At 55.9% G+C, this 24130-nt stretch carries 28 protein-coding genes; 11 read left to right on the plus strand and 17 right to left on the minus strand.

The window, feature by feature from the left end:
- Window positions 1–84: 84 nt before the first annotated feature.
- The 11 genes from A3K90_RS08160 (at window position 85) to A3K90_RS08210 (ending at window position 7526) form a co-directional block, all read left to right on the plus strand.
- Window positions 85–828, plus strand: a complete 744-nt coding sequence (locus tag A3K90_RS08160; RefSeq protein ID WP_303682123.1) for a response regulator transcription factor — start codon at window positions 85–87, stop codon at window positions 826–828.
- A gap of 136 nt (window positions 829–964) precedes the next feature.
- Entirely contained in the window at window positions 965–2113 is a 1149-nt protein-coding gene (locus A3K90_RS08165; RefSeq protein ID WP_303682124.1) for a hypothetical protein, read from the plus strand.
- Window positions 2114–2253: 140 nt separating this feature from the next.
- Window positions 2254–2670 (plus strand): thioesterase family protein, encoded by a 417-nt coding sequence (locus A3K90_RS08170; RefSeq protein WP_303682125.1) that lies wholly within the window; start codon window positions 2254–2256, stop codon window positions 2668–2670.
- Window positions 2671–2705: 35 nt separating this feature from the next.
- A complete protein-coding gene (locus A3K90_RS08175; RefSeq protein ID WP_303682126.1) occupies window positions 2706–3233 on the plus strand; it encodes a DUF3856 domain-containing protein in 528 nt (175 codons plus the stop codon).
- Between the two features lie 4 nt (window positions 3234–3237).
- Complete coding sequence (locus A3K90_RS08180; RefSeq protein ID WP_303682127.1) at window positions 3238–4245, plus strand: glycosyltransferase family 9 protein; 1008 nt, start codon at window positions 3238–3240, stop codon at window positions 4243–4245.
- The gene (locus A3K90_RS08185) at window positions 4242–5021 is read left to right on the plus strand and encodes an exodeoxyribonuclease III (protein WP_303682128.1); all 780 of its coding nucleotides are present in this window, start codon (window positions 4242–4244) and stop codon (window positions 5019–5021) included. The genes A3K90_RS08180 and A3K90_RS08185 overlap by 4 nt, the downstream gene beginning before the upstream one ends.
- 188 nt (window positions 5022–5209) lie before the next feature.
- Window positions 5210–5611 (plus strand): 30S ribosomal protein S6, encoded by a 402-nt coding sequence (gene rpsF, locus A3K90_RS08190; RefSeq protein WP_303682129.1) that lies wholly within the window; start codon window positions 5210–5212, stop codon window positions 5609–5611.
- Between the two features lie 74 nt (window positions 5612–5685).
- Complete coding sequence (gene ssb / locus A3K90_RS08195) at window positions 5686–6162, plus strand: single-stranded DNA-binding protein (RefSeq protein ID WP_303682130.1); 477 nt, start codon at window positions 5686–5688, stop codon at window positions 6160–6162.
- Window positions 6163–6188: 26 nt separating this feature from the next.
- Window positions 6189–6461, plus strand: coding sequence for a 30S ribosomal protein S18 (gene rpsR, locus A3K90_RS08200; RefSeq protein WP_303682131.1), 273 nt, complete (start codon window positions 6189–6191; stop codon window positions 6459–6461).
- 35 nt (window positions 6462–6496) lie between these two features.
- Window positions 6497–6952: a 50S ribosomal protein L9 gene (gene rplI / locus A3K90_RS08205; RefSeq protein WP_303682132.1), complete on the plus strand. Its 456-nt coding sequence runs from the start codon at window positions 6497–6499 to the stop codon at window positions 6950–6952.
- A gap of 169 nt (window positions 6953–7121) precedes the next feature.
- Entirely contained in the window at window positions 7122–7526 is a 405-nt protein-coding gene (locus A3K90_RS08210; RefSeq protein WP_303682133.1) for a DUF6858 family protein, read from the plus strand.
- 10 nt (window positions 7527–7536) lie between these two features.
- Here A3K90_RS08210 and pheS read toward each other — a convergent pair whose 3' ends face one another.
- The 17 genes from pheS to rpmF form a co-directional block, all read right to left on the minus strand.
- Window positions 7537–8562: a phenylalanine--tRNA ligase subunit alpha gene (gene pheS, locus A3K90_RS08215; RefSeq protein ID WP_303682135.1), complete on the minus strand. Its 1026-nt coding sequence runs from the start codon at window positions 8560–8562 to the stop codon at window positions 7537–7539.
- Window positions 8563–8577: 15 nt separating this feature from the next.
- The gene (gene rplT / locus A3K90_RS08220) at window positions 8578–8925 is read right to left on the minus strand and encodes a 50S ribosomal protein L20 (RefSeq protein WP_303682136.1); all 348 of its coding nucleotides are present in this window, start codon (window positions 8923–8925) and stop codon (window positions 8578–8580) included.
- A 28-nt stretch (window positions 8926–8953) separates the two neighbouring features.
- Complete coding sequence (gene rpmI, locus A3K90_RS08225; protein WP_011356887.1) at window positions 8954–9151, minus strand: 50S ribosomal protein L35; 198 nt, start codon at window positions 9149–9151, stop codon at window positions 8954–8956.
- Window positions 9152–9195: 44 nt separating this feature from the next.
- Complete coding sequence (gene infC / locus A3K90_RS08230) at window positions 9196–9816, minus strand: translation initiation factor IF-3 (RefSeq protein ID WP_303682137.1); 621 nt, start codon at window positions 9814–9816, stop codon at window positions 9196–9198.
- 21 nt (window positions 9817–9837) lie between these two features.
- On the minus strand, window positions 9838–11811 hold the full coding sequence (gene thrS / locus A3K90_RS08235; protein ID WP_303682138.1) for a threonine--tRNA ligase: 1974 nt from the start codon (window positions 11809–11811) through the stop codon (window positions 9838–9840).
- A 236-nt stretch (window positions 11812–12047) separates the two neighbouring features.
- The gene (bchZ, locus tag A3K90_RS08240) at window positions 12048–13457 is read right to left on the minus strand and encodes a chlorophyllide a reductase subunit Z (protein ID WP_303682139.1); all 1410 of its coding nucleotides are present in this window, start codon (window positions 13455–13457) and stop codon (window positions 12048–12050) included.
- Between the two features lie 10 nt (window positions 13458–13467).
- On the minus strand, window positions 13468–15225 hold the full coding sequence (locus A3K90_RS08245; protein WP_303682140.1) for a glycoside hydrolase family 3 protein: 1758 nt from the start codon (window positions 15223–15225) through the stop codon (window positions 13468–13470).
- Between the two features lie 101 nt (window positions 15226–15326).
- The gene (locus tag A3K90_RS08250) at window positions 15327–15833 is read right to left on the minus strand and encodes an HNH endonuclease (protein WP_303682141.1); all 507 of its coding nucleotides are present in this window, start codon (window positions 15831–15833) and stop codon (window positions 15327–15329) included.
- A 146-nt stretch (window positions 15834–15979) separates the two neighbouring features.
- The gene (gcvPB, locus tag A3K90_RS08255) at window positions 15980–17437 is read right to left on the minus strand and encodes an aminomethyl-transferring glycine dehydrogenase subunit GcvPB (RefSeq protein WP_303682142.1); all 1458 of its coding nucleotides are present in this window, start codon (window positions 17435–17437) and stop codon (window positions 15980–15982) included.
- A gap of 104 nt (window positions 17438–17541) precedes the next feature.
- Window positions 17542–18372: a ribonuclease III gene (rnc, locus tag A3K90_RS08260; RefSeq protein WP_303682143.1), complete on the minus strand. Its 831-nt coding sequence runs from the start codon at window positions 18370–18372 to the stop codon at window positions 17542–17544.
- An 11-nt stretch (window positions 18373–18383) separates the two neighbouring features.
- Entirely contained in the window at window positions 18384–19637 is a 1254-nt protein-coding gene (fabF, locus tag A3K90_RS08265; RefSeq protein ID WP_303682144.1) for a beta-ketoacyl-ACP synthase II, read from the minus strand.
- A 112-nt stretch (window positions 19638–19749) separates the two neighbouring features.
- A complete protein-coding gene (gene acpP, locus A3K90_RS08270) occupies window positions 19750–19986 on the minus strand; it encodes an acyl carrier protein (protein WP_011356896.1) in 237 nt (78 codons plus the stop codon).
- An 82-nt stretch (window positions 19987–20068) separates the two neighbouring features.
- The gene (fabG, locus tag A3K90_RS08275; protein ID WP_303682145.1) at window positions 20069–20806 is read right to left on the minus strand and encodes a 3-oxoacyl-[acyl-carrier-protein] reductase; all 738 of its coding nucleotides are present in this window, start codon (window positions 20804–20806) and stop codon (window positions 20069–20071) included.
- 45 nt (window positions 20807–20851) lie between these two features.
- Entirely contained in the window at window positions 20852–21757 is a 906-nt protein-coding gene (gene fabD / locus A3K90_RS08280; protein WP_303682147.1) for an ACP S-malonyltransferase, read from the minus strand.
- A gap of 50 nt (window positions 21758–21807) precedes the next feature.
- The gene (locus A3K90_RS08285; RefSeq protein WP_303682148.1) at window positions 21808–22797 is read right to left on the minus strand and encodes a beta-ketoacyl-ACP synthase III; all 990 of its coding nucleotides are present in this window, start codon (window positions 22795–22797) and stop codon (window positions 21808–21810) included.
- 64 nt (window positions 22798–22861) lie between these two features.
- Window positions 22862–23887, minus strand: coding sequence for a phosphate acyltransferase PlsX (plsX, locus tag A3K90_RS08290; protein ID WP_303682149.1), 1026 nt, complete (start codon window positions 23885–23887; stop codon window positions 22862–22864).
- Window positions 23888–23913: 26 nt separating this feature from the next.
- A complete protein-coding gene (gene rpmF / locus A3K90_RS08295) occupies window positions 23914–24105 on the minus strand; it encodes a 50S ribosomal protein L32 (protein WP_011356901.1) in 192 nt (63 codons plus the stop codon).
- Window positions 24106–24130: the final 25 nt, after the last annotated feature.

The following is a 24130-nucleotide window of genomic DNA, read 5'->3' on the forward strand; positions in this document are numbered from 1 at the left end:
AGAAGTAGGTAATTATTTGTTGAATAGTATGCGGTTGTTGGCTAAAGTGAAAAATAACTGCATTTCACTACAACGGATTCCCATATGAGCAATTCATACCGGATTGAGCAGCCGGCCAGCAGAAGGATCGTCATTGTGGTGAGCGACCCTGAATGCCGGGGTCGACTTGCGGCGATGCTTCAGGATGAGGGGCATGATGTAGATACTGCTGCATCCGCACTGGAGTTCTACGGACTTCTTGCACATAGGGAGTTTCGGTTGGCTGTGCTTGAAGCCGAGCTGTCGGATCAGAACGGACTTCTCGTAGCAAGGTTCCTGAAGCGAAATACGACAATCTCTTCCATCATGCTGGCCGGTTCTGTAGACAGAAAGGTCCGGCTGGCCGTCTACCATGCAGGCGCTTTGGCATGCTTCTGTAAGCCTGTCGACCTTGGAGAGTTTTCGGTGTTGGTTAACAACCTTCTGAACCGGGGCCAAGCTGCCCATGCTGAAGTGCTGGTCAACAGCATGGACATGCAGCAGGGGCATCATTCGAAATGGAAAATCCTGAGAAACGGATGGGTGCTCGCCGGGCCGCGAGGTACTATGGTCAAGCTGACAATCAAAGAGTTCGAGTTCATGTCGCTTCTGGCATCATCCAATCAGATGGCTGTATCACGCAATGCGATACTTGCACATATGGGCTACAGGAACGACGTGCATGGCAACAAGGCGTTGGAGGCCGTCGTTCATCGGCTACGCCTGAAAACGCAAGTTGCCGGAGGTACATTGATTGAGACTGCGCACGGAGTTGGATGGGGGTTCTCGACTGAGGTTGCGCTGGTGTAAGCATATGGATTTGTGCGGGACGAGGATGAGTCGCTCGCCCGAACGCTTTCCTTTCTTCCTGTGTTGATATAGATGCGTCTTCATGCCGTATTGATTATGAGCATGAAAAATGTTTCAATGAAAACAGGAGGAATATATGGCTACTTCACTGCCCGGCTTCTTTCCGGGACTCGATGAACGCCCCGCTTCACCTTGCCTCTCGCTCTATCAGGAAACGCACCGCAGCTATCCCGATAACCGTCAGGACCGGCTCCGCTATAAAAATTTAGTCAACGCTCTCGAAGAGTCCCTCCAGAGAAAGTATCCCGCACGTGATACCCTACCGCTATTGGAACCGTTTCGCGCGCTCGGCGATGATGATGGGTTCTGGAACCATACCCTCGATGGGCTTGCCGTGTTTGGCGCCGAGGGCGTCTTCCGAACCTACCGATTTCCTCACGTGCCACGTGAGTTGGCGGTGTCGGCCGATAGTTTTCATACCAAGCCGCTCCTCCGTGTGATGCAGTCGACCGAGCGCTTCCACCTGCTCTGCCTCACGCGCCAGAACATCAGACTGTTTGATGCAGATCGCTACGCCGTCGATGAGATCGAGTTGCCGCCGGATATGCCCCGGAACATGCTACAGGTACTTGGAAGCGAAACGACGGGGCCTGAGATAACCATTGCTTCATTCGGTTCCGCCGGCGCCGGTGGAGTTATCCGCCACGGGCATAGTTCAAAGCGGGATGAGGAGGAGCTGGATAATGAAAAGTTTTTCCGAGCGGTCGACACGGGCGTGCTGGAGCGCTATTCAAACCCTTCCGGCCTACCGCTAATGCTCGCCGCGCTTCCCGAACATCAGGGTCTGTTTCGCAAAATCAGCCGAAACGCATCATTGCTCGAAGCAGGGATTTCGGCAGATCCGCAAAGCATGACAACTGAAGTACTCAGGGAAAAGGCCTGGGATGTCATGGCTCCGGTCATTGCCGGTCGGATCCGGTCAGCGGCTGAAGCCTGTGCTGAAGCCATTGCTTCAGGAATGGGTACAATCGATCCGGAAGATGCTGCCGTAGCCGCAGTTGGTGGTCGGATAGCACGCCTGCTCATTGATCGGGAAAAACTCATTGCGGGAAAGGTAGACCCTGTTACGGGTACTGTAGAGTTTGTTTCGCTGGAAGACCCGACCGTTGATGATGTCCTGGATGACATCGGAGAAATCGTTCGCCAGAAGGGCGGCGAGGTGCTTGTCCTCTCTTCATCCGAGATGCCCTCCATGACAGGGATTGCTGCCCTTTACCGCTACTGAGCATGTTTCAGCATCCTTCGGGAGTGGGAATTCAGTGGAGACTGTGTTATTTTGTTGCTGCGGCTCCCTCTGGGGCTTCTTTTGCAATGCATGGCTGGATATCCGGCCATGTTCTTTCATGAACCGGAACAGATGCGTTGATGCAAAGAGAGCAGCATACGTTCACCCTTGAGATGGATGTACGGGACTATGAGTGCGACATGCAGGGGATTGTCAATAACAGTGTCTACCAGAATTATCTGGAGCATGCCCGGCACGAGTATCTCAAAAGCGTCGGTATTGATTTCAGCGAGTACACCCGGATGGGGGTCAACCTCGTTGTCGTCCGCGCCGAGCTTGATTACCGCTCTCCCCTGAAGAGCGGCGACCGGTTTCTGGTCACCCTGCGGCTACATAGAGAATCCACACTCAAGTTTGCATTCTATCAGGATATACTCTGTCTGCCAGACATGAAGCCGGCGCTCAACGCTAAAATCATCGGTACCGCCCTGAACGGCCGGGGGCGCCCTGAGATCCCGTCGGCGCTGGCGGCTCTCATGGGCGTTGGAGAGGCATAACAACATAAATCAGTCCTTATTACCCCCTCTAGCATATGAAACCACTGCGATCGGTTGCCGAAGCCTACCTTGCGCTGAGCGAGGCGGAGCGCCAGCTTCAAGATGGCCTTCACGCCGAGGCGGCGGCAAGCTGCCGCGGCGCTACGGATGCGGCTCGTTCGATTCCTTCTGAGGAGGCCTTTGATCATGCAGGATTCGAGGCATTTGTCCACGCAGTGCTTGCCGGGGCCCTTACGGGGCTCGGAGAGCATGGTGCCGGGCTGGAGTCGGCAGACCGTGCGCTCTATTATTTCAATCGTCGTGGAGAGTTGGAGGAAGACGGTGGCAAACTATGGATTCGGGCAGTATTTTCAAGGGGTTCTGCCCTTGAGGGGCTCGGCCGGAGGGATGAAGCGTTTCAGGCGTTCAGGATGGCCGGAGAGATGCTCGATGAGCGGAAGGGAGGGGTAGGGGGGCTTGAGGCGCTTCGAAACGCCGCCGCCGATGCTCTGGTGCGGCTCGGCCGCCCCACTGAGCCTGAAAAACCCGCTGGCTACCGTGCCTGGTGGGAATTCTGGTCCTGACACCATGGAGACTGTGCAGTCGATACTCGTTGTCCGTCTGAGCTCTATTGGAGATATCATCCTTACTACGCCGGTGGTACGCTGGATCAGGGCCCGGTGGCCGGAAGCCAAAATTGATTTCTGCACCAGAAGCCAGTTTATCCCCCTGCTCGCAGGAAACCCCCGGCTGTCAGGGCTCTTTACTCCTGAAGGCCTGCCTGCGGATTCGTCCTATGATCTTGTTGTGGATCTTCAGAACAACCGGCGTTCGCGCGCTCTGCTCAGGAAAGTCGAGGCTAAAAAAACGGTCCGGTATCGTAAAGGCAACTGGAAGAAGTGGCTTCTCGTGCATTTTAAGATTGATGTATACGGTGAAGCACCCTCCGTGGTCGAACGGTACGGTTCGGCGCTCTCCGGGCTTGGAGTCAATAGCGACGATCCCGGATGCGAACTATGGCCATCAGCATCTGATACGGCTTTTTCTGGCGGGATTTTACCGGGTAATGGCCCGGTGCTGGCAGTCTGCTTCGGTGCCCGCCATTTTACCAAACGCTGGCCCCCAGCCCGGTTCGCTGAGGCAATCATCAATATTCTTGATGGTGCTTCCCCATTAAGGATTGTGCTCCTGGGGGGAAATGAGGATGCCGTACATGCACTGGAGATCATGGCACTGTTGCCGGCCGGTGTTTCTGAGTCAGTGCGCAATCTTGCCGGAGGCTGTTCTCTCATGGAGACAGCTGCGCTGTTGCAGCGCTCCGACGCAGTCCTTACAAACGATACGGGATTGATGCACATGGCTTCTGCGTTCGAGAAACGCCTATTTGTGCTGTTCGGCTCCTCGGCACAGGCCTTCGGGTTCCTGCCCTACCGCTCGACGTTCGAGCTTTTCGAAGTTCCGGGACTTGGCTGCAGGCCCTGCTCCCATATCGGAAGGGACCATTGTCCCAAAGGTCATTTCCGCTGCATGACGGACATTTCTTCTGAGCGGGTGTCTGCCAGAATCATTGCGTTCCTCAGGGAGGCACAGGGGTGAAAGTCGCATCATGGAACGTCAATGGTATCAGGGCGCGCGAGGCTGCGCTTGCATCATGGGTCAGGCAATGTTCTCCGGATGTCCTCGTCCTGCAGGAGGTGAAGGCCTCTGTCGAGGAAATTCCCCAGAGCATCATGTCGCTTGCCGGCTACCGTTCGTTCTGGAACGGCTCATCGTTTAAAAAGGGATACAGTGGAACGGGAATTCTCATGAAGGAGAGCTCCGAACATGAGGGTGCATCGTTCGAAATCCCACCCTTCGATATTGAGAACAGGACGGTGGCGGTGCATGCTGGACCGGTATCCATCATCGGTACCTATGTGCCGCGGGGCGACACTCCTCAGCACTACGGCATCAAGCTCAGCTACCTTGAGGCCATGCGGGAGTACGTCCGGGAACTTCTCGCCAGCGGAAGGCAGGTGCTCGTGACCGGCGACATGAACGTGGCTCACCGCCAGATTGATCTTCACCACTCCCAGAACAAACCCGGTGCAACGGGGCTTCGGCCGGAGGAGCGCTCTTCGATCGACCGCCTGATTGCGCTTGGACTCACCGACGTGATGCGCGAGATGAACCCGGAACGGGATGATCTTTTTACCTGGTGGCCTTACTGGCGAATGGCCAGGGAACGCAATCTCGGCTGGCGGATTGACTGTTTTTACCTTTCCGAATATCGAAAAGATCGGATTCTCCGGGCAGAGGTCGACGTGCCGGAGAAAAATTCCGATCATGCGCCAATCATTCTTGAATTCCTTCCGGCGGCCGTCTCCCGGTAGGAGGGCCCATCTTTTTCTCGGGATGTTGCGGCGGTTGGAAAAAAGATTGCAATGTCTTACATTTAAGGTCCAAATTTGCACGCGGTGTTCACGCCTGAACGCGTGAAGCCGTGGGGCCGGTTTGCGCAAACCCGGACCCTCGCCGCATGCAAGCAGCTGAGTACTCTCAATCATTATTTCATTGCGCTATGGAAACAAACAAACTGTACGAATGTACGGTCATCATTGACGGCGGGCTTCAGGATGAAGCAATCGCAGCCGCGATGGAGATGGTGCAGAAGGTCATCACCGAAAAGGGCGGAAGCATCAGCAGCGTCCTTGACATCGGCAGGCGCAAGACCGCCTATCCGATCAAAAAGAAAACCATCGGGTATTATGCCCACATTGAATTTACCGCAGCAACACCGGTCATTGCAGAGATCGAGCGGGTACTCCGCTACGAAGAAGTCCTGCTTCGCTATCTGATCGTGCATCTGACGACCCCTCTCCTCGAGATGCGCAAGCGCGTCGAGAAATACAGCGTGGTCATCGGCAGCCCTGAAGACAACGTAGCCAGCGAAACGGATGCAGCCGAAAAGGCCTCCAAGTGAGAATTGTGACTGAAGGTTTGACGCAGTAGTAGCGGATTGATAGGACTTATTGAGAAACAAACGGAGAAGATGTTATGGCTGAATTGAAAATGCCTGAGATTAACAGCGTCATCATTGCTGGCAATCTTACCAAAGACCCTGTTTTCAGGCAGACTAATTCAGGAGGCACTCCGGTTGTAAATTTCTCAATTGCCTGCAACCGCAGGTTCCGTGATAGCAACCACCAGTGGCAGGAAGACGTATGCTACGTCGGTGTGGTTGCGTGGAACAAGCTTGCCGAGAGCTGCCGGGACAATCTCAGGAAAAGTTCAGCGGTCCTTGTAGACGGCGAATTACAGAGCCGGACATGGAAGGCGCAGGACGGAACATCAAGGACAGTGGTCGAGATCAAGGCCCGACGGATCCAGTTCCTCAACAAACGCAAAAAGGACGACGGCGAGGACGATCACGACGGTTTCATCGAGGATGATTTTCATGATGTCCATCATGAAGATGCACACGGTGAGGACAATGACCACATTTATGAATACAAATACCTGTCCTCCGACTGAGAGGCGGGGGCAAGCAAAATCTGCACATGAAACCAATGAGACAGAAAACCACAAGGGCGCAGGGCAATAAGTCCATCAGCAACGCCCTGGCTTCTAAGAGAAAGGTGTCGAAGAATCAGGTCGTGTTCTTTGACTATCGTGACGAGCGCAAGCTGAAAAGATTCATCAACGACCAGGGTAAAATTATCCCCCGCCGCATCACGGGCCTTACCGCAAAAGAGCAGAACCTCCTGACCCATTCAGTGAAGTGGGCACGGTTCCTCGCGGTCATCCCCTACGTTGCCGACGAGTACAAATAAAAATTTCGCAATCCATTGAAACAAGGAAGCTAGACGTGAAAGTCATTTTAAGAAAAGATGTGGCTGCCCTTGGCGATGCAGGTGAAGTTGTTTCCGTGAAGAACGGTTACGCCAACAACTACCTTATTCCGCAGGGTATGGCCACGAGGGCTACCGAGGGAACCCTCAAAGCTCTTGAGACAGAGAAAAAGCAGCAGGCAAGAAAAGTCGAGCTGCAGAGAGTGAGTGCTCGTGAACTCGCACAGAAGATTGAGCAGATGGTCCTGAAAGTGCAGGCAAAGGCCGGTGAGTCCGGCAAGCTGTTCGGTACCGTCACCGCCGGTGACATCGCCGATGCATTGAAGGTTGCCGGTGTGGAAATCGACAGGCGCAAGATCACTCTGGAGGCTCCTGTAAAGTTGCTCGGTAAGTATGAGGCCGAGGCAAAGCTGTTCTCGGACGTCACTGTGAAGGTGACTTTCGAGGTTGAAGCTGAAGGGGCGGAGGCTTAAGGGTCTCCTCCTGCGCTAGGATCCAAAGGCGGGAATCTCCCACCTATGGATCCACACGTTGTAAGTTGAAAGCTCCGCGTTCTTCTGGACTGTGGAGCTTTTTTCATTCTACCCGTCAGCTGCTTATTCATAACATCAAAGCATCATTCCACTCAAGCACCCCTATACAATGATCCAGACCCTTCTGCAGGAAAAATATCCCGTCTTTACCACACAATTTGACCGTAGCGAGACCAGTTGCCGTAGTGTGGATGATATCATCGCTCATTTCAAACGCTGCATTGATGCAAACCCGGCAGTCGCCTATATCGGTGAGTTCGATCATTATGCTCACACGGCCGCGCTTCCTGGAGGGGTGATTGGTGAGGGAATCAAGGCAGCAAGAAACCTTCTGTTCTGCTTCGGCAAAGAGATGCCGACTCCCTATGTGCTGGCGGTACGACCGCGCTCCATAGGGGTTGCCGAAGTGGAAAACGGGTTTATTGTCACCTTTCTCGAGGCGCCAAATCCGACAGCCAACGAGGCCATGGAGTCATGGACGAAAGCGCTTCGGGACAGAAGCGGAGATGCGTAGGGGCGGTTCTTCAGGCGGGGAACTGGCGGAGCATACGAAGGTCGTTCTCGAAGAGGAGCCGGATGTCGTCGATCTTGTATTTAAGGAGTACTGTCCTGTCTACACCCATGCCGAACGCGTAGCCACTCCATATTTCAGGGTCGATACCTGCGCTGCGCATGACGTTTGGATGTACCATGCCGCATCCCATGATCTCAAGCCAGCCTGATTTCTTGCAGACCCTGCACCCTTTGCCTCCGCAGAGGTAGCAGGTGACATCGACCTCTGCCGAGGGCTCGGTGAATGGGAAAAAGCTCGGCCGGAAGCGGAGTTGGACATCGCTACCGAACATCTGGCGTGCGAATGAGTAGATTGTGGCTTTCAAGTCGGCAAAGGTCACGCCCTTGTCGATGTAGAGGCCTTCAAGCTGATGGAAGACGCAGTAGCTTCGTGCGCTGATGGCTTCGTTGCGGTATACTTTCCCGGGGCATATCACCCTGATCGGCGGCTTACGGTCAAGCATCACCCTTACCTGCACCGGAGAGGTGTGGGTCCGGAGAAGAACGTCATTCTCTGTGCCGTCGCGCTTGACGAAGAATGTATCCTGCATGTCCCTGGCCGGATGGTCGGGGGGGAAGTTCAGCATATCGAAGTTGTAGCTGCCGAGTTCCAGTTCGGGGCCCGTGGCGATAGTGAAGCCCATGTCGGAAAAGATCTGCTTCATCTCGCCGAGCACTTTCTGTACGGGGTGTTCGCTGCCGGTGAAATGGCGTCGCCCGGGGAGCGAGAGATCAATCAATGGGCCCGCTTTCGATGCCTTTTTTTCTAGCGATTCGGCAACCTCTTCCACTCTGGCTTCGGCTTCGGCTTTCAGCTGGTTGAGCATATTGCCGATTTCGGGCCTTCGGGCGGGATCGACCGATTTCAACTGTGCGAAGAGTCCTGCAATCAGTCCTTTGCGTACGGTGTACCGGAGGCGGAACGCCTCAAGTTCATCGGCAGAGCTGATCCTGAATCCTGCGATCTCCTCCCGGAGGCTTCGAATGCTGTTTTCCATTTACTGCGGGGAATCTCAGTCAATGATGGTTTTTACAAGCTGGGTAAACGCCTCGGGATCCCTGACGGCGATGTCAGCCATGGTCTTGCGGTCTATCTCAACGTTCTTTTTGATCATTGCGTCCATCAGCCTTGAATAGGTTGTGCCGTTCAGGCGGGCCGCTGCGTTGATGCGAATGATCCAGAGCGAGCGGAAGCTGCGCTTTTTAGCGCGGCGGTCGCGGTAGGCGTACTGTTCGCCTTTGTCAACAGCATGTTTGACGACGGTCAGGATATTGCCGCGCGATCCCCAGTATCCTTTGGCTTTCTTTAATACTCTTTTCCTGCGGGCCTTTGAGGCGACAGCGTTATTTGCTTTAGGCATCGTTGTGTAAGGTTAATGTTTGAATGTGTCAGGCAAGGATCATCCGCTTGATCTGCTTCTCCTTGGTCGCGTTGTCCAGCATGGTCGACTGGTGGAGGCGGCGGGTGCGTTTCCTGTTCTTCTTTTCCAGGTTGTGCGATCCGTTCATCCGTTCACGCTTGATTTTTCCTGATGCGGTGGCCTTGAACCGTTTGCATGCACCGCGGTGCGATTTCATTTTAGGCATGACTGTCGTTGTTTTTTTATCAAAAGAATGTGCAAAGTTCGTGTCTAGTCCTCGGCATCGGCCGATTCTTCGAGAGGTGCCAGCGGGACTCCCGTTTTCAAACGGATCCGTTCGTAGGCGTCGATCTTTTTCTTGTCGGGTTCGAAGTAGACGAACAGTTTCTTTCCTTCGAACTTCGGCTCTCCCTCACGGTTACCGACGACGCTGAGGCGCTCCGTCAGGCGATCGGCCAGTTCTAAGCCCTTGTCCTTGTATATGATCGAACGGCCCAGAAAGACGATAGTGGCCCGGACGCGGTTCCCTTTGCGGAGGAACTCTTCGAGATGAGCCGTCTTGAAATCGAAATCATGCTTGTCGGTGTTCGGATGGAAGCGGAGTTCCTTCAGGGTCGTGGTTTTCTGCTTCTTTTTCAGGTCCTTGTCACGTTGCGCCATCTTGTAGAGCAACTTGCCGAGGTTATCGAACTTGCATACGGGTGGTTCTGCGTTCGGCTGCACTTCTATCAGATCCGTATTGCGGTCCTCTGCCATCCGGCGGGCATCAATGGTTTTCATGACCTGCTGCGTTCCGTCCGGGAAGATGATGCGGACTTCGGGCACGCGGATCTGCTCATTGACCCGATAAGTGATTTTCGGTTTCTGGGATGTCGCCTTCTGTTTCTTCATGCGTTCTGGTTTGGTTGGTGATCAGGCTTTTCGGTCGATCTCCTCCCGGAGTCTCTCAATCATGTCCTGTATGCTGAGGGTGCCTTCGTCGCCCTTGCGGTGGCGGCGGAGCGAGACATCTCCCTTCTCCTCTTCCTTCTGGCCGACAACGACCATGCAGGGGATTTTCGAAAGTTCCGATTCGCGGATCTTCTTTCCGATTTTTTCACTGCGCAGGTCCAGTTCAGTGCGGATGCCTGCCGCGAGCATGGCGTCCTTAACCCTGCGAGCGTACTCGTGAACATCTTCAGCGATCGGCAGGACGACGGCCTGAACCGGTGCGAGCCAGAGCGGGAAGTTGCCTGCGGTATGCTCAATGAGCACTCCGATGAAGCGCTCCATCGAGCCGAAAGGCGCCCGGTGGATGACGACAGGGCGGTGTTTCTGTCCGTCGTTTCCGACATAGGAGAGATCGAATCGCTCCGGCATGACATAGTCGACCTGGACCGTGCCGAGCTGCCATTTGCGGCCGAGCGCGTCGCGGACGATGAAGTCTATCTTGGGCCCATAGAAACTAGCCTCGCCAATGCCGATGAAATACTTGATGCCCATGCGGTCCGCGGCTTCCGTTACATCCTTTTCGGCCTGTTCCCAGACCTCCGGGGTGCCGCCGTATTTGGCCTGATTCTCCGGATCATGCATAGAAAGGCGAGTTTCCACCGAATCAAATCCGAGTGTGCGGAAGACAAACTGCGTAAGGTCGATCGCATTGCAGATCTCGTCAACCAGCTGGTCGGGACGGCAGTAGATATGCGAGTCGTCCTGTGTGAACCCTCTTGCTCGCACCAGGCCGTTGAGTTCGCCGGACTGTTCATGGCGGTAGACCGTACCGAACTCCGTCAGCCGGATCGGCAGGTCTCGGTAGCTCCGCATTTCGGAGCTATAGATAAGGTGGTGGTGCGGGCAGTTCATCGGCTTGAGGAGGTACTGCTCCTGCTTGCCGTCCTCATCATGGTATGTCAGCGGAGGGAACTGCGAATCGCTATAGTAAGGGTAGTGGCCCGAGCGCTTGTAGAGTTCGATGTTGCCGATGTGCGGCGTGTAGACCGGCAGGTATCCGCGCCGGCGCTGTTCGTCCTTCAGGAAGGTTTCGAGCTCCTGACGGATGATGGCACCCTTGGGGAGCCAAACCGGCAGGCCGCTACCGATTTCGGGAGAGAGCATGAAGAGCTTGAGCTCCTGGCCGAGCCTTCGGTGGTCGCGTTTTCTGGCTTCTTCTAGGCGTTCGAGATGCTCCTTCAGAAGCTTTTCTGATGGGAATGCAATGCCGTAGATCCGCTGCATGCTCTCGCGAGACGAGTCTCCGCGCCAGAACGAGGACGAGATGTTAAAGAGTCGTACCGCCTTGAGCCTGGAGGTCGAGGGGAGATGCGGGCCGGTGCAGAGATCGGTGAATCCCCCTTCATGGTAGAGCGATACAGTCGGGACGTTTTTGAGTGTGTCCTCAAGGATTTCGACCTTGTAGGGGTCGTTGCGGACCGTTTTAAAGAATTCGATGGCAGCCTCGCGTGTCATCTCTTCTCGGACGATCGGGGTGTCGCGGCCTGCGATCTCAAGCATCTTTTTCTCGATGTTGCGAAGGTCGTCTTCATTGAAGCGGTGGCTGGAAGCGATGTCGTAGTAGAATCCCTGCTCAACTGCAGGTCCGGCACCGAAGCGCGAACCGGGGAAGAGCTCCTCAATAGCCGACGCCATGATATGGCTTGCGCTGTGCCAGAATATTTCGTGCCCTTCAGGCGAATCAAAGGTGATGATGGAGAGTGCACAGTCCATCTCAATCGGCATGGAGAGATCCGCCGCATGTCCGTCTACCATGACGGCAATTGCGGCATCAGCGAGCCTGCGCCCGATGGAGAGTGCTATGTCGAGGCCCGAGCTTCCTTTCGGAAACTGCTTGATGGTTCCGTCGGGCAGGGTGATGGACAGCATAACCTGCGATTCCAGATTGTCAGACATGGTGTGTCTCGTCGTTTCAAATCCATGCCGGCGCGACGTCCTTTCGGTCGACCGTCCGTATAGGAAAATCTTAATGCAGCCTCTTTTTGATGGTATATCCAGACCGGGAGGGCTACGGGGCTCTTGGGCCCCACTACCCCGGTTCCGTAAAGTGGACTTGAATGGTACGAAGAATTCTTTGAATTTCCAAATAAGGCAACTGCCTAAAGCAGGCTGTCCTCAAGCGGGGCTCCTGTTTAGCGCAGGAGCTGAATGATGTCGGGAGTCACTGTTTCTTTTCCCTGTTTTGCCGCAAGGGCTTCGGCTTTTTTTCTCAGCTCGCGGCCGAAAGAGATCTGGCTGATGAAGGGCGCTTTTGCGACTATGCGGTCGAGGAGTTCGCCGGCTTCGGGGCTCCAGGGGATTTCCGGAGCGGGTGCTTCGCCCGATGCCCGGACGCGGTTGATGGGCAGGAAGTTGAAGAGCATGTCGTAAAGCGCATTGACGATCTCCTGCAGGATGTAGACCGCTCCGCTGTGGCCCATGAAGGGTGTTCCAAGAGCGCGGCGGACGATGGGTCCCGGAAAGCCTGCGGGAATGAAACGGGTCTTTGCGTCAAGCTCTGCCAGATAGATTTTGTCGACGATCCTGCCAAAAAAGAACTGTGGCGGGTTGCCTGCAAGATCCTGACGCAGGGCCGTATTGTCGGCGACAGCGGAGTCGAGGCTGAAGAGGCACTGCATTCCCATCTCCCGCCCGAGGAAACGCTCGAGGCCTTCTGCATATGTCCGGGCCGCTGCCACGCCGAATCGTACGGTGGGAAACCATTCTGCCTGGGGCCCGCGCCAGAGGTCCCAGAGCGGTCTGAGGATGGTGCGTTTTTCTTCAAGCAGGAAGGCTTCTGCCTCCTGTTCTTTCTTGATATGGCGCCCAAGGTTCATGATGAAGGCGGCGGTGTCGTCAAGGCCCATCGGAGCATAGAGGACGGGTCTTCCTAATGCTTCGGCAAGGGCAAGCCCGAATTCCCGGTACATGACGACGATGACGTCGGAATTTTTCAAATCCGCAATGTCTCGCAGGGAGCTTTCAAACGGAAATACATGCTGCAGGCGCCCGCCCGTTCCGGCAATGAGGCGCTTGAGTTCGGCGAGGTCGGAGGGGCTGTTGAAGCACCCGTAGGTGGGGCCGATGATGCTGACGGTGCCCGGCTCGACGTTGGTGGATTTGCCGTCGTCGAACTGGCTGTGGAGCCATAAGAGAGCGCGGTCTCGCCCCTGCCACTCGTTCTCTCCGAGCGAGTCGGAAGGGAAGAATCGTACCTCAGGAAAGTGCATCTGGAGCATATGCTCGTGGTCGCTCCCGATCATTTCGCTTTCTGCGCTTGAAACGAGGATGAGCTGCCGTCCATCACCCTGGAGTTTTTCAATGGTGTTCCGAACGATTTCAGTGGTTCCTGACGAAGCGATCTCCTTTTCGGTCAGGCTGGTCGGTGTGAAGTTTTCCAGATAGGGGATTGCATCGGTATAGTCCATGACCGCCACTCCGACCAGATTATAGCATCCTACCGGTGCGTCGGCAATGACATGTACGTCCTTGAGCGGGCAGAAGGTATTGACGGCGGCCCAGTAGGCGCTTGCGGTTGATTCGTCACGAATGGTTTTTCCCATGGGGCGGTGATTATGGTGTGCTGATTTCCCCGGCTGCATCCCTAAGCAACACGACAGGCAGTTTCCCGTTCGGTTCCATCCGGCCGGAAAGCACCTTTAGGGCGTTCTGTTCGCTGTTTTTTTCTGCATCGTAGGTGCAGATGCAGTTTTCCATTCCGGGAAAGCTCCGGAGCATATAAGGCGAACCGAATGCCACGAACACGAACGGCCTGGTTTCCTGGTAGAGTTTCTGGAGCGAACGGATGAATGCAAGCTGCAGACTGTTGAGTTTCGAGGGATCTGAAAGATAGCCCGAGATGAGGATTGCCGGAGCGGTTTCTGCGATGCGCTCTGCCTCGGTGTACTCCTCAGTGGTAGTGCCGGGTGTTATCCGGATATGGTCTGTTTTCCAGTCGCTATCCATTCCCGCCATGAAGCCAATACCGGTATTGGGATCCGTGCGGTCCTGAAGGATGATGTGGAGGATGGACGATCCGCTTTTTTTCTTGCGGATCGGGAAGATATGGCGACTTTTTCCGGTGAAGGTGATGGAGCGGGCTGCGATCGATTCGGCCAGTTCGATGTGCCGGGCCGGCGCCGCCATTTCTGGTACCCGATTCAGGTCGACGAGGGCTTTTGGACGGAGGCCAGCCCATCGCTTCGCCTGCAGGATTCTTCGTACCGACTGGTTTATCCTTTCTTCGCTGATGGAGCCATTCCGGACAGCACCTAGAATGGCGTGGAACGAACGCTCAGGGTCAGGAGAGAAAAGCAGCACATCGTTGCCCGCAGCTACGGCCAGAACAGAAATCTCCTCGACGTTATGACCGTCATAGAGGGCTTTCATGTTCAGGGCATCGGTGACGATGAGGCCTTTGAAGCCAAGCGCCTGGCGGAGGAGCCCCGTGACGATGGGGGCTGAAATCGAAGCGGGGTCCATGGTGCCGGTCAGTTTCGGAACGGCGAGGTGTCCGGTCATGACCGACATGACGCCACGGCGGATGGCGGAACGGAATGGTTTTAGCTCATATTCTTCAAGCTGAAGGCTGTCGGCCTGGAGTACGGGAAGGGCGAGGTGGCTGTCGACTGTCACATTGCCATGGCCGGGGAAGTGTTTTGCGGTGGCAAGAAGCCCCTTGGCCTGCATCCCTTCGATGAGGGCATCAGCCATGCGTGATGCGAGCTCAGGGGTGTCGCCGTAAGAACGGGTGTTGATGACCGGGTTCAGGGGGTTGCTGTTCAAGTCCACGCTCGGCGCGAAGTTCCATGACAGGCCGGTTGCTTTTGCCTCAAGAGCAATGGCTTCACCCATTTTCATGGACAGTTCGGTGCTTCCTGCCGCAGATACCGCCATGGCGGATGGAAACCGGGTTGCTCCCTCAAGGCGCATGGCAAGGCCCCGCTCCATGTCGGCGCTTATGAAGAGCGGGTGCGGCGCGATGGACTGGAAATGGTTGGCCAGCATTGCAGCGCTGAACATGCTGCCCTTTAGGAACATGATACCGCCTATCTTTCCTTCCGAAACAAGGCGGTCGAGTTTTATGCGGGCAGGGTCGTCTTTTTCAATATAGGCACCAGGACTATCGGCCATGAGCATCTGGCCGATCTTTTCCTCAAGGCTCATTGCCTGAAGGGCTGCATCGATATCGGGGTCGACTTTTCGGAAGACAGCCTCGGCATGCCACGGCTGCAGTGCAGGTTCCGCATGGAGAGTTCCTCCCGCAAGAGCCGAGAGCACGATGATGGCTAGTATCCATCGTGCAGTGATGCGTGGAGATTCGGGTTGCATGTGGCAGGTCAAGGGTTCTTCAGGTGAAACGGCATTGATTCATTGAAGGTAAAAAATCCCTTGAATCTTTCCGCTTTCATGGGGGCATGAAGCGATGCGTTTCAGCTCATGTAGAGGTAGGGTTTCCAGTCATCGGAAACCGAAGCGGTGAGCTGCTGCATGAACATGAGGTGGTTGGGGCGTTCTGCCTGCTTCATGAGGGGCATGCCGGCCTCTTTCGGGGTACGGCTCCCTTTCTTTGCATTGCATTTTCTGCAGGCTGTGATAAGGTTCTCCCATGAATCCTCGCCGCCACGCGAGCGGGGGATAATATGGTCTATGGTGAGCTGCTGGTCGGTTTTTCCGCAGTACTGGCATTGGAAGCCATCGCGGCGGATGATGTTTTTGCGGTTCAGCATGATGCGCTTGTAGGGGACGCGGACAAAGACCGTGAGTCGAACGATGCTCGGCATGGGGTAGCTTTTGCTGACCGTGCAGATGAATCGTTCAGGGTGATGGGTGACAGGGACGGCTTTGCCGCCGAAGAGGAGAAGGATTGCTTTCTGGGGGTCGCAGATGCTCAGGGGCTCATAGCTACTGTTCAGCACCAGGACTTTCGATCGGGTCATTGGCGTCTCCCGGACGGTTAGTTGCGGCGCGGGACCGTAGTATAACTATACACGCATTGCTGGGTACTTCAAAAGGTGTTATGTGAATATTCTGTAAATCCCGCCGAGGGCAAAGTCTCCTCTGCCTTCGGCGGCGTCTCTGGCAACTATATGCAGCAGATGTTGAGCTGGCGAGATGCCATGGCTTCGTCAAGCCGCGAGACCGGAGTTGTCACGGGTGCCCCCTTGACCGTCTCGGGGCTCATTTCCGCCTCTTCAGCAATTTGCAGGAGCGCGTCGGCGAAGAGGTCAAGCGTCTCCCTTGATTCCGTTTCCGTCGGCTCGATCATGAGCGCTTCGCTGACGATGAGCGGGAAGTATATGGTCGGAGCGTGGAACCCGTAGTCAAGCAGCCGTTTGGCGATGTCGAGCGTCTTGACGCCATGCGATTTCTTCTGCCGATCGCCAGAAAGGCAGAACTCGTGCAGTACCTGCTTGGGGAAGGGGAGATCATAGGCGCCGGTCAGGCGGCTGAGCAGGTAGTTGGCGTTGATGATGGCGTTTTCAGACACTCGCTTGAGCCCTTCGGCGCCAAGCATCCGGATGTAGGTGTACGCCCGAACCAGAACGGCGAAGTTGCCGTAGAAATTCATCATCCTGCCGATGCTTTCCGGACGGTTAGAAACAAGCCGGTAGACGGGGCCCTCGGGACCCTCCGTCTTTTCTACAACGGGAACCGGGAGGAACGGAACAAGCTTTTCCGAGACGCCGACCGGCCCGCTTCCGGGTCCGCCTCCTCCGTGGGGGGCCGAAAAGGTCTTGTGGAGGTTGTAGTGGACAACATCAAAGCCCATGTCGCCGGGACGGGCAATGCCGAGCAGGGCGTTCATGTTGGCCCCGTCCATATAAAGAAGGCTGCCGTTCTTGTGCACCATTTCCGAGATCTTGACGATCTCCTTTTCAAACAGACCGATGGTGTTCGGGTTTGTGAGCATCAGCGCGGCCACATCGCCGTCAAGCTTTGCTTCGAGGTCATGAAGGTCGGTGCGACCGATTTCGTTGCTTTTCACCGAAACGGTCCGGTACCCCGCCAGGGCCGCCGAGGCGGGATTTGTCCCGTGTGCTGAATCGACGACGAGGAGTGTGGAGCGTTTCGAGCCTTGCGATTCATGGTATTTCTTGATGAGCAGTATCCCGGTCAGCTCTCCGTGGGCACCGGCAGCGGGCTGGAGGGTCACGGCCTTCATGCCTGCGATTTCAGCAAGCATCAGGGAGAGCTCGTACATCAGCTGGAGCGCACCTCCTGCAGTTTCCTCCGGCTGGAGCGGGTGCAGGGCGCTGAACCCCGGAAGGTCGCAGGTATAGTCGTTGATTTTCGGGTTGTATTTCATCGTACAGCTGCCGAGGGGGTACATGTTCTTGTCGACATGGTAGTTCATGTTCGACAGTCGTATGAAGTGGCGCACCACTTCGCTTTCGGGTACCTCCGGCAGCATGGCCTGTTCCTTGCGCAGGAACTTCTCAGGCAGGAGGCTCCCGGGTGTTGCCTTGGGCAGGTCATTTCCTGAGAAGCTGTAGCCTTTGCGGCCGCTTGCCGAAAAATCAAAAATCAGTTTTTCTTTCATGGTTTTGCTGTGCGGCGGTGATGAACTATCACTCTGGCGAGTGTGCTGTTTATCCAATATAGCAGACGTCGCCCACATGCTCAAGCGCCGCCCTGTGAATTTGTTCAGCCGATTCCTGTCTCTGCAGGTGATGAGGTTTCCTGGTCGGTTGGCGTAAAGAGGGTGTTTTCGATGGCAGCCATGGCTTCAGCAGCGGCCAGCTGTTCTGCATCCTTTTTCCTCAGGGCTGTGCCGCGGCCGAGTGGACGCCCGTCGCAGGATACTTCAACGGTGAAGGTTTTTTCGTGTTCTGCCCCCTCTTCAGATAGGACGGTGTAGACTGGCGGCGGAAGCTGGTTGGACTGGGTGTGTTCGATGAGGCGGCTTTTATGGTTGTTTTCTGTGCTGACCATCGCATCAAAGGCCGGGCTGTCGATGATATGCTCCTCAATGAACTCACGGACGGCTTCAAGGCCCCGGTCCAGATATATGGCGCCCGTGAGCGCTTCAAATGCGTCAGCAAGTGTTGATGTACTGGTGCGGATGCGTTGCTGGTCTGCGGACTCGCCGATGATGAGGTGTTGGCCGAGATCGAGGCTTCGGGCGAAACCGGCAAGTGACTTCCCGTTCACGATTTTAGCCCGGTAGCTCGACAGCTCACCTTCAGCCCCGTCGGGGAATCGACGGTAGAGGTATTCGGAGATGATGAGGCCGAGAACGGAGTCCCCCAGAAACTCGAGGCGCTGGTTCGAGCGGGTTATTTCTGGTGCAGTGGAGTCGTGCACCATCGAACGGTGGGTGAGGGCTGTGGCGTAAAGTTCCAGGTTGAGCGCTTTTCCCTTGAAGAGGCTCCGGATGAATGCGGTGAGGGATGGGGAGGCACCTGGCCCCTCCCCCTTTTCGGGTTTGCTGCTGAAAAAAGGGAGGGCGGTGAGTTTATGCCAGAGTGGCTCCATGGCCGAATGGCTCAGAGTGACGAGCCGTTGCGGAAGATCAGCGATGCGTTGTGGCCGCCAAAGCCGAATCCGTTGTTGAGGGCGTACTGAATGCTGCGTTTTTTCGGCTCGTTCGGCGTGACGTCGACATCGATGTCCGGGTCAAGGTTCTGGCAGTTGATGGTTGGCGGTACAGTCTGGTTCTGCATTGCAAGAATGCATGCGATTGACTCTACCACGCCGGCTGCGCCAAGCAGGTGTCCGGTCATTGACTTCGTAGAGCTGATACTGAGTTTATAAGCGTGTTCGCCGAACAGCTTCTTGATGGCGGTGACTTCCGCAATGTCTCCAAGCGGGGTCGCAGTGCCGTGGGTATTGATATAGTCGATCTGCTCGGTGCCGATGCCGGCGATCGAGAGTGCGGTCTTCATTGCGTTGAGCGCGCCCTTTCCTTCGGGATGGGGAGCGGTAAGGTGGTGTGCGTCGGCCGTAGCTCCTATGCCGACCAGTTCTGCGTAAATCTTAGCGCCGCGGGCTCTGGCAGAGTCAAGGCTCTCCATGATAAGCGATCCGGCGCCTTCGCCCATGACGAAACCGTCACGGTCGCGGTCGTAAGGTCGCGATGCTTTCGAGGGTATGTCGTTGGCTGTTGAAAGTGCCCGTGCGGAGTTGAATCCACCAACGCTCATCGGAGTGATCGGCGCTTCCGATCCCCCGCAGACCATGTAGTCGGCCATGCCGGTCTGGATGAGCATGTAGGCGTCTATGATGGCGTGCAGCGAGGTCGCGCATGCCGATGCTGTTGCGTAGTTCGGTCCCATCAGCCCGTGTCGCATGGAAATCTGTCCTGCTGCGATGTCGGGGATGAGCATAGGAATGAAGAAGGGGCTGATGCGTCGTGGCCCGCGGTTCAGATACTGCCTGAACTGCTGGTCGTATACGGTCATTCCCCCGATGCCCGAGCCATGCACGACGCCGATCCTCAGGGGATCGATTGCCTGCAGGTCGAGTCCTGAATCTTTGAGTGCCTGGTCAGAAGAGACGATGGCATACTGGCAGTAGGGGTCCATGCGGTCGGCCGTTCTTTTGTCGATATAGTTTTCGACAACGAAGTCCTTCAGTTCGCATGCGAAGGTGGTTGCAAAATCGGCAGTATCAAAGTAGGTAATCGGTGCCGCACCGCTTTTTCCTGCGACGAGTGCGTTCCAGAATTCCTCTTTTGTCTGGCCAATGGGGGTAAGCACCCCGATGCCGGTAATGACAACCCTTTTTCGTTCCTGACCCATCTGTAGTTGTTTGATTTTTTGCGTCTGTCAACTGCATGAACCAGCTACAGGCGTTCTGCCTGCAGCGGTTCGCAGTGTTTTCGTCTGTTTCGTGTAATCCTCTCTGGAGGAATTACTTCTTGACGATGTAGTCGATTGCCTGCTGGACGGTGCCGATCTTTTCTGCGTCTTCGTCAGGGATCTGTACGTCGAATTCGTTCTCGAGCTCCATGATCAGCTCAACGGTGTCGAGCGAGTCGGCGCCGAGGTCGTCGGAAAACTTGGATTCCGGCTTGATCTGGTCTTTGTTGACGCCCATCTTGCTGACGATAATATCGTATACTTTGTCTCTGATTTCTGCTTCAGTCATGTTCGTTCTCCGGTGTTGATTGTTGATAAAAAAACCTGAAAAAAATGTCGTGCAATATACAAAGAAAAAGAGCTTGCCCAAATCACATCACCATGCCGCCGCTGATGTTGATGACTTCGCCGGTGATGTATGCCGAGCGGTCGCCGGCAAGGAATGATACCACGTCGGCCACGTCCTCGGGATTGCCGAAACGGCTGAGCGGAATGGCTTCGAGCATTTTCTGGCGGACCTCATCTGACAGAGCATCGGTCATTTTCGAAGAGATGAAGCCAGGTGCGACGGCGTTGACGCGGATGTTGCGTGATGCGAGTTCCTTGGCTACCGACTTGGTGAAGGATATAACGCCGCCTTTTGACGCGGCGTAGTTTGCCTGGCCTGCATTGCCCATGAGGCCGATTATGGATGCAATGTTGACGATTGAGCCGGAGCGCTGTTTCATCATGATGCGGCTGACCGCTTTGGTGCATGAAAAGGTGCCTTTCAGGTTGACTGTGAGCACTGCGTCCCAGTCCTCTTCGCTCATGCGCATAAGAAGACCATCGCGGGTTATGCCTGCGTTGTTTACGAGGATGTCGATGGTGCCTGTGGCTGCGGCGATGTCATTGAATGCCTTCTGGACCGCTTCTGTGTTGGTGACGTCCAGTTCGAAGCACCAGACCTTGCGGCCGGTTTTCCGGACCCCTTCGGCCGTGTCCTGAAGCCACTCTTCCTTGATGTCGCAGAGTACGATGTCGGCTCCGCCTGCGGCGAGGTTCCAGGCAATGGCCTGTCCAATCCCCCTTGCGGCTCCGGTGATGACTGCGATTTTTCCTTCGAACATGGTTGCTCTCTTTTAAAGGGTTGCGGTAATCTCTCTTGGTTCTTTTCAGGCGCCCTGCATGTCGGCTGCGGTATCTATGCCCTCAAGTTCTGCACCTTTGCTTATCCTCTTGATCAGCCCCTGCAGCACTTTCTGCGGGCCAACCTCGACGAAGCGGGCGATGCCTGCTTTTGTCATTTCCTCGATGGACTGGGTCCATAGGACTGAGCTGGTGAGCTGCAGTACAAGGTTTCTGCGGATTTCAGCGGCATCGGTCACCGGGCGTGCAACCGCGTTCATGCAGACGGGGATCGTGGCCTCTTTGATGTCAACAGCTTCAAGTGCTGCAGCAAGCTTTTCCTCTGCAGGCTTCATGAGCGGAGAGTGGAAGGCTCCCGAGACTACCAGTTCTTTTGCCATGCGGGCTCCGTGTGCGGGAGCAAGCTCAACAGCTTTTTTTACAGCCGCGATATCGCCTGAAATGACGATCTGGCCCGGCGAGTTGAAGTTGGCTGCCTGGACGATGCCTTCAGCGCCGGCTTCCGCAAGCAGCGCGTCGAGTGCGCTGTCCTGCATGCCGATGATGGCAGCCATTGTGCCGGGGTTTTCTGTACCGGCCTGCTGCATCAGCCTGCCTCGTTCGGCAACGATCTTTACTGCCTCTTCAAAGCTTATGGCCCCTGCGAAGCAGAGCGCGCTGTATTCGCCGAGGCTGTGGCCTGCGGTCATGGCAACATTATCCCGGCTCAGTTGCGATGCAATGGCCATGCTGTGGAGGAAGATTGCCGGCTGGGTGTACATGGTCTGACGGAGCTCCTCTTCGCTACCGGTGAACATGATGTCCGTGATGCGGTAGCCGAGGATGTCGTTAGCCTGCTCCATGAGGGCTTTTGCTGCCGGAAAGGTATCATAGATGTCCCTGGCCATGCCGCAATACTGGGATCCCTGCCCAGGAAATACAAATGCTTTCATTGCTGTTTGATCTTCGTCCGTTGTTCGACTGTCTGTTGCCTCTCAGTTCCTCATTGCCATTTCACATAGACGCCGCCCCATGTGTAGCCGGCGCCGAAACTGACGAGCACGAGGTTCGAGCCGTGTCGGAGGTGTCCTCCATCATCGAGTTCGGAGAGGCAGATCGGGATGGTGCCGGCTGTCGTGTTGCCGTAACGGCCCACATTGGAAATGACTTTTGATTCGTCGATACCCATGCGCTCGGCCGTCGCGCTGATGATGCGCTGGTTGGCCTGATGCGGAACGAGCCAGGAGACATCGTCGGAGGTGAGGCCGTTGCGCTCCATGATTTCTGCCGCAACGTCGGCCATTGATGTTACCGCCGACTTGAAGACCATGCGGCCGTCCTGATAGATGTAATGGAGGTGCTGGTCCACGGTGTCGTGGGTCGCGGGGTTGAGGCTTCCGCCTCCTTTCATGAGGAGGTGATCTTTGCCGCTCCTTCCGTCGCTGTACATGCGGGCGTCAAGCACGCCGCAGTCTTCGCTTTCAGCGGCTTCAAGAATGATGCCGCCTGCGCCGTCGCCGAACAGGATTGCCGTCGAGCGATCGGTGTAGTCGATAATGGAGGACATCTTGTCTGCGCCGATCACCATGACGTTTTTATGAGTCCCCGCCTTGATGAACTGCGATGCAGTGTTCAGCGCGTAGAGGAAGCCGGAGCAGGCGGCATTGATGTCGAAGGCCCATGCATTTTTCGCTCCGATGATGTCCTGTACGAGGCATGCAGTCGAGGGGAACAGCATGTCGGGAGTCATGGTCGCGACGATGATGAGCTCCAAGTCCTCCACTGCGAGTCCGCGTTTCTGGAGCAACTGGCTGGCGACCTCTCCGCACATGTACGACGTGGCTTTTTTCGGGTCCCTGAGAATCCTGCGTTCACTGATGCCCGTCCTCGAGCGGATCCACTCGTCGTTCGTATCGAGCATGCGCTCGAGGTCCTGATTGCTGAGCACGCCTTCAGGAAGATATCTGGCAGTTACGGTGATTGCAGCGTTCATGCGGTTGGGTGGGGTTAAAGTGTGTTTGCGGCCCCGTCCATCTAGGGTTGAAGGCCGCCGGCGGCTACTTGTCCGCCAGAACCTCGGCAATGTGTTCGTTGACCTTCCTCTCGACCATGTGCTCGGCCATGTAGATCATGTTCTTTATTGCCCGTGACGACGATCGGCCATGACCTACGATGGAGATTCCATCGACACCGAGGAAGGGGACTCCTCCGAATTTTTCGACATCGAAGGGTTCGAACATGCCTTTGAACATGGTCGTTACTGCTACGGCGGAGTTCTGGTCCAGGCTGCCGGAGGCAACGTTTTTTTCAAGGGCCCGCTTGAAGAGCACACTGAGGAATTCAGGGATGCTTTCGCCGAACTTCAGGATGGTGTTGCCGACAAGCCCGTCACAGACCACGATGGATGCGTTGCCTTTGAGGATGTCGTGACCTTCGATGTTGCCGATGAAGTTTATTTTGCCTGCAGCGTGTGCTGCTTTCAGGAGCGGATGGGTCTGCTTGAGGGTCTCTGATCCCTTGCCCTCTTCCTCGCCGATATTGAGAAGGCCGACCTGCGGGTTTTCGATGCCGGCGCCGTAGCGCTGGTAGATCGTGAGCATTTCGGCGAACTGCACCAGATTTTCCGGTTTGCAGTCCATATTTGCCCCGACATCGACCATGTTGGTGAGCCCTTCCTGCAGGCGCGGGAGGTAGGCGTAGATCGTCGGGCGGAGCACACCGGGGAGCCTGCCGAGAATGAAGAGCGACGCGGCCATCTGCGCACCGGTGTTTCCCGCGCTGACAAATGCCGCTGCCTCCTTGGTCTTGCAGAGCTGCAGGCCTTTGACGAGCGATGAGTTCTGTTTGGTTTTCACCGCCGTGGCGGGGACGTCATCCATGGTGACAGCCTCAGGCGCGTGCATGAATTTCAGGTTCAGGCCTGCAGTGTCATGCCTGCCGAGCAGCGGCTCAACCTTTTCCGACTGCCCGATGAGGATGATTTCGAACCTGTTGCCGCTTTCCCGCAGGGCCTCCAGGGCCCCGTCTATGACACATGCCGGGGCATGGTCTCCGCCCATGGCATCAACAGCAATGGTCAGCATTGTGGAGTGGTCTTGGAGGTTGTCGGTCAGCTGTTCGCCGATTTGGTGACGACAGCACGTCCGCGGTACTGCCCGCAGTGACGGCATGCGCGGTGCGGCAGGGTCGGTTCTCCGCAGTTCGGGCAGATGACGGTGGTTGCCGCCTTAGTCCGGGCGTTGAACTGGGCACGTCTTTTGTCGCGCCGTGATTTGGACATTTTGGCTTTCGGGTTTGCCATGGTTGTCTCTCTCTGTTATAGTCAG

Origin of the sequence: Pelodictyon luteolum (genome assembly GCF_001622165.1) — a bacterium.
GTDB classification, from domain to species: domain Bacteria; phylum Bacteroidota; class Chlorobiia; order Chlorobiales; family Chlorobiaceae; genus Chlorobium; species Chlorobium luteolum_B.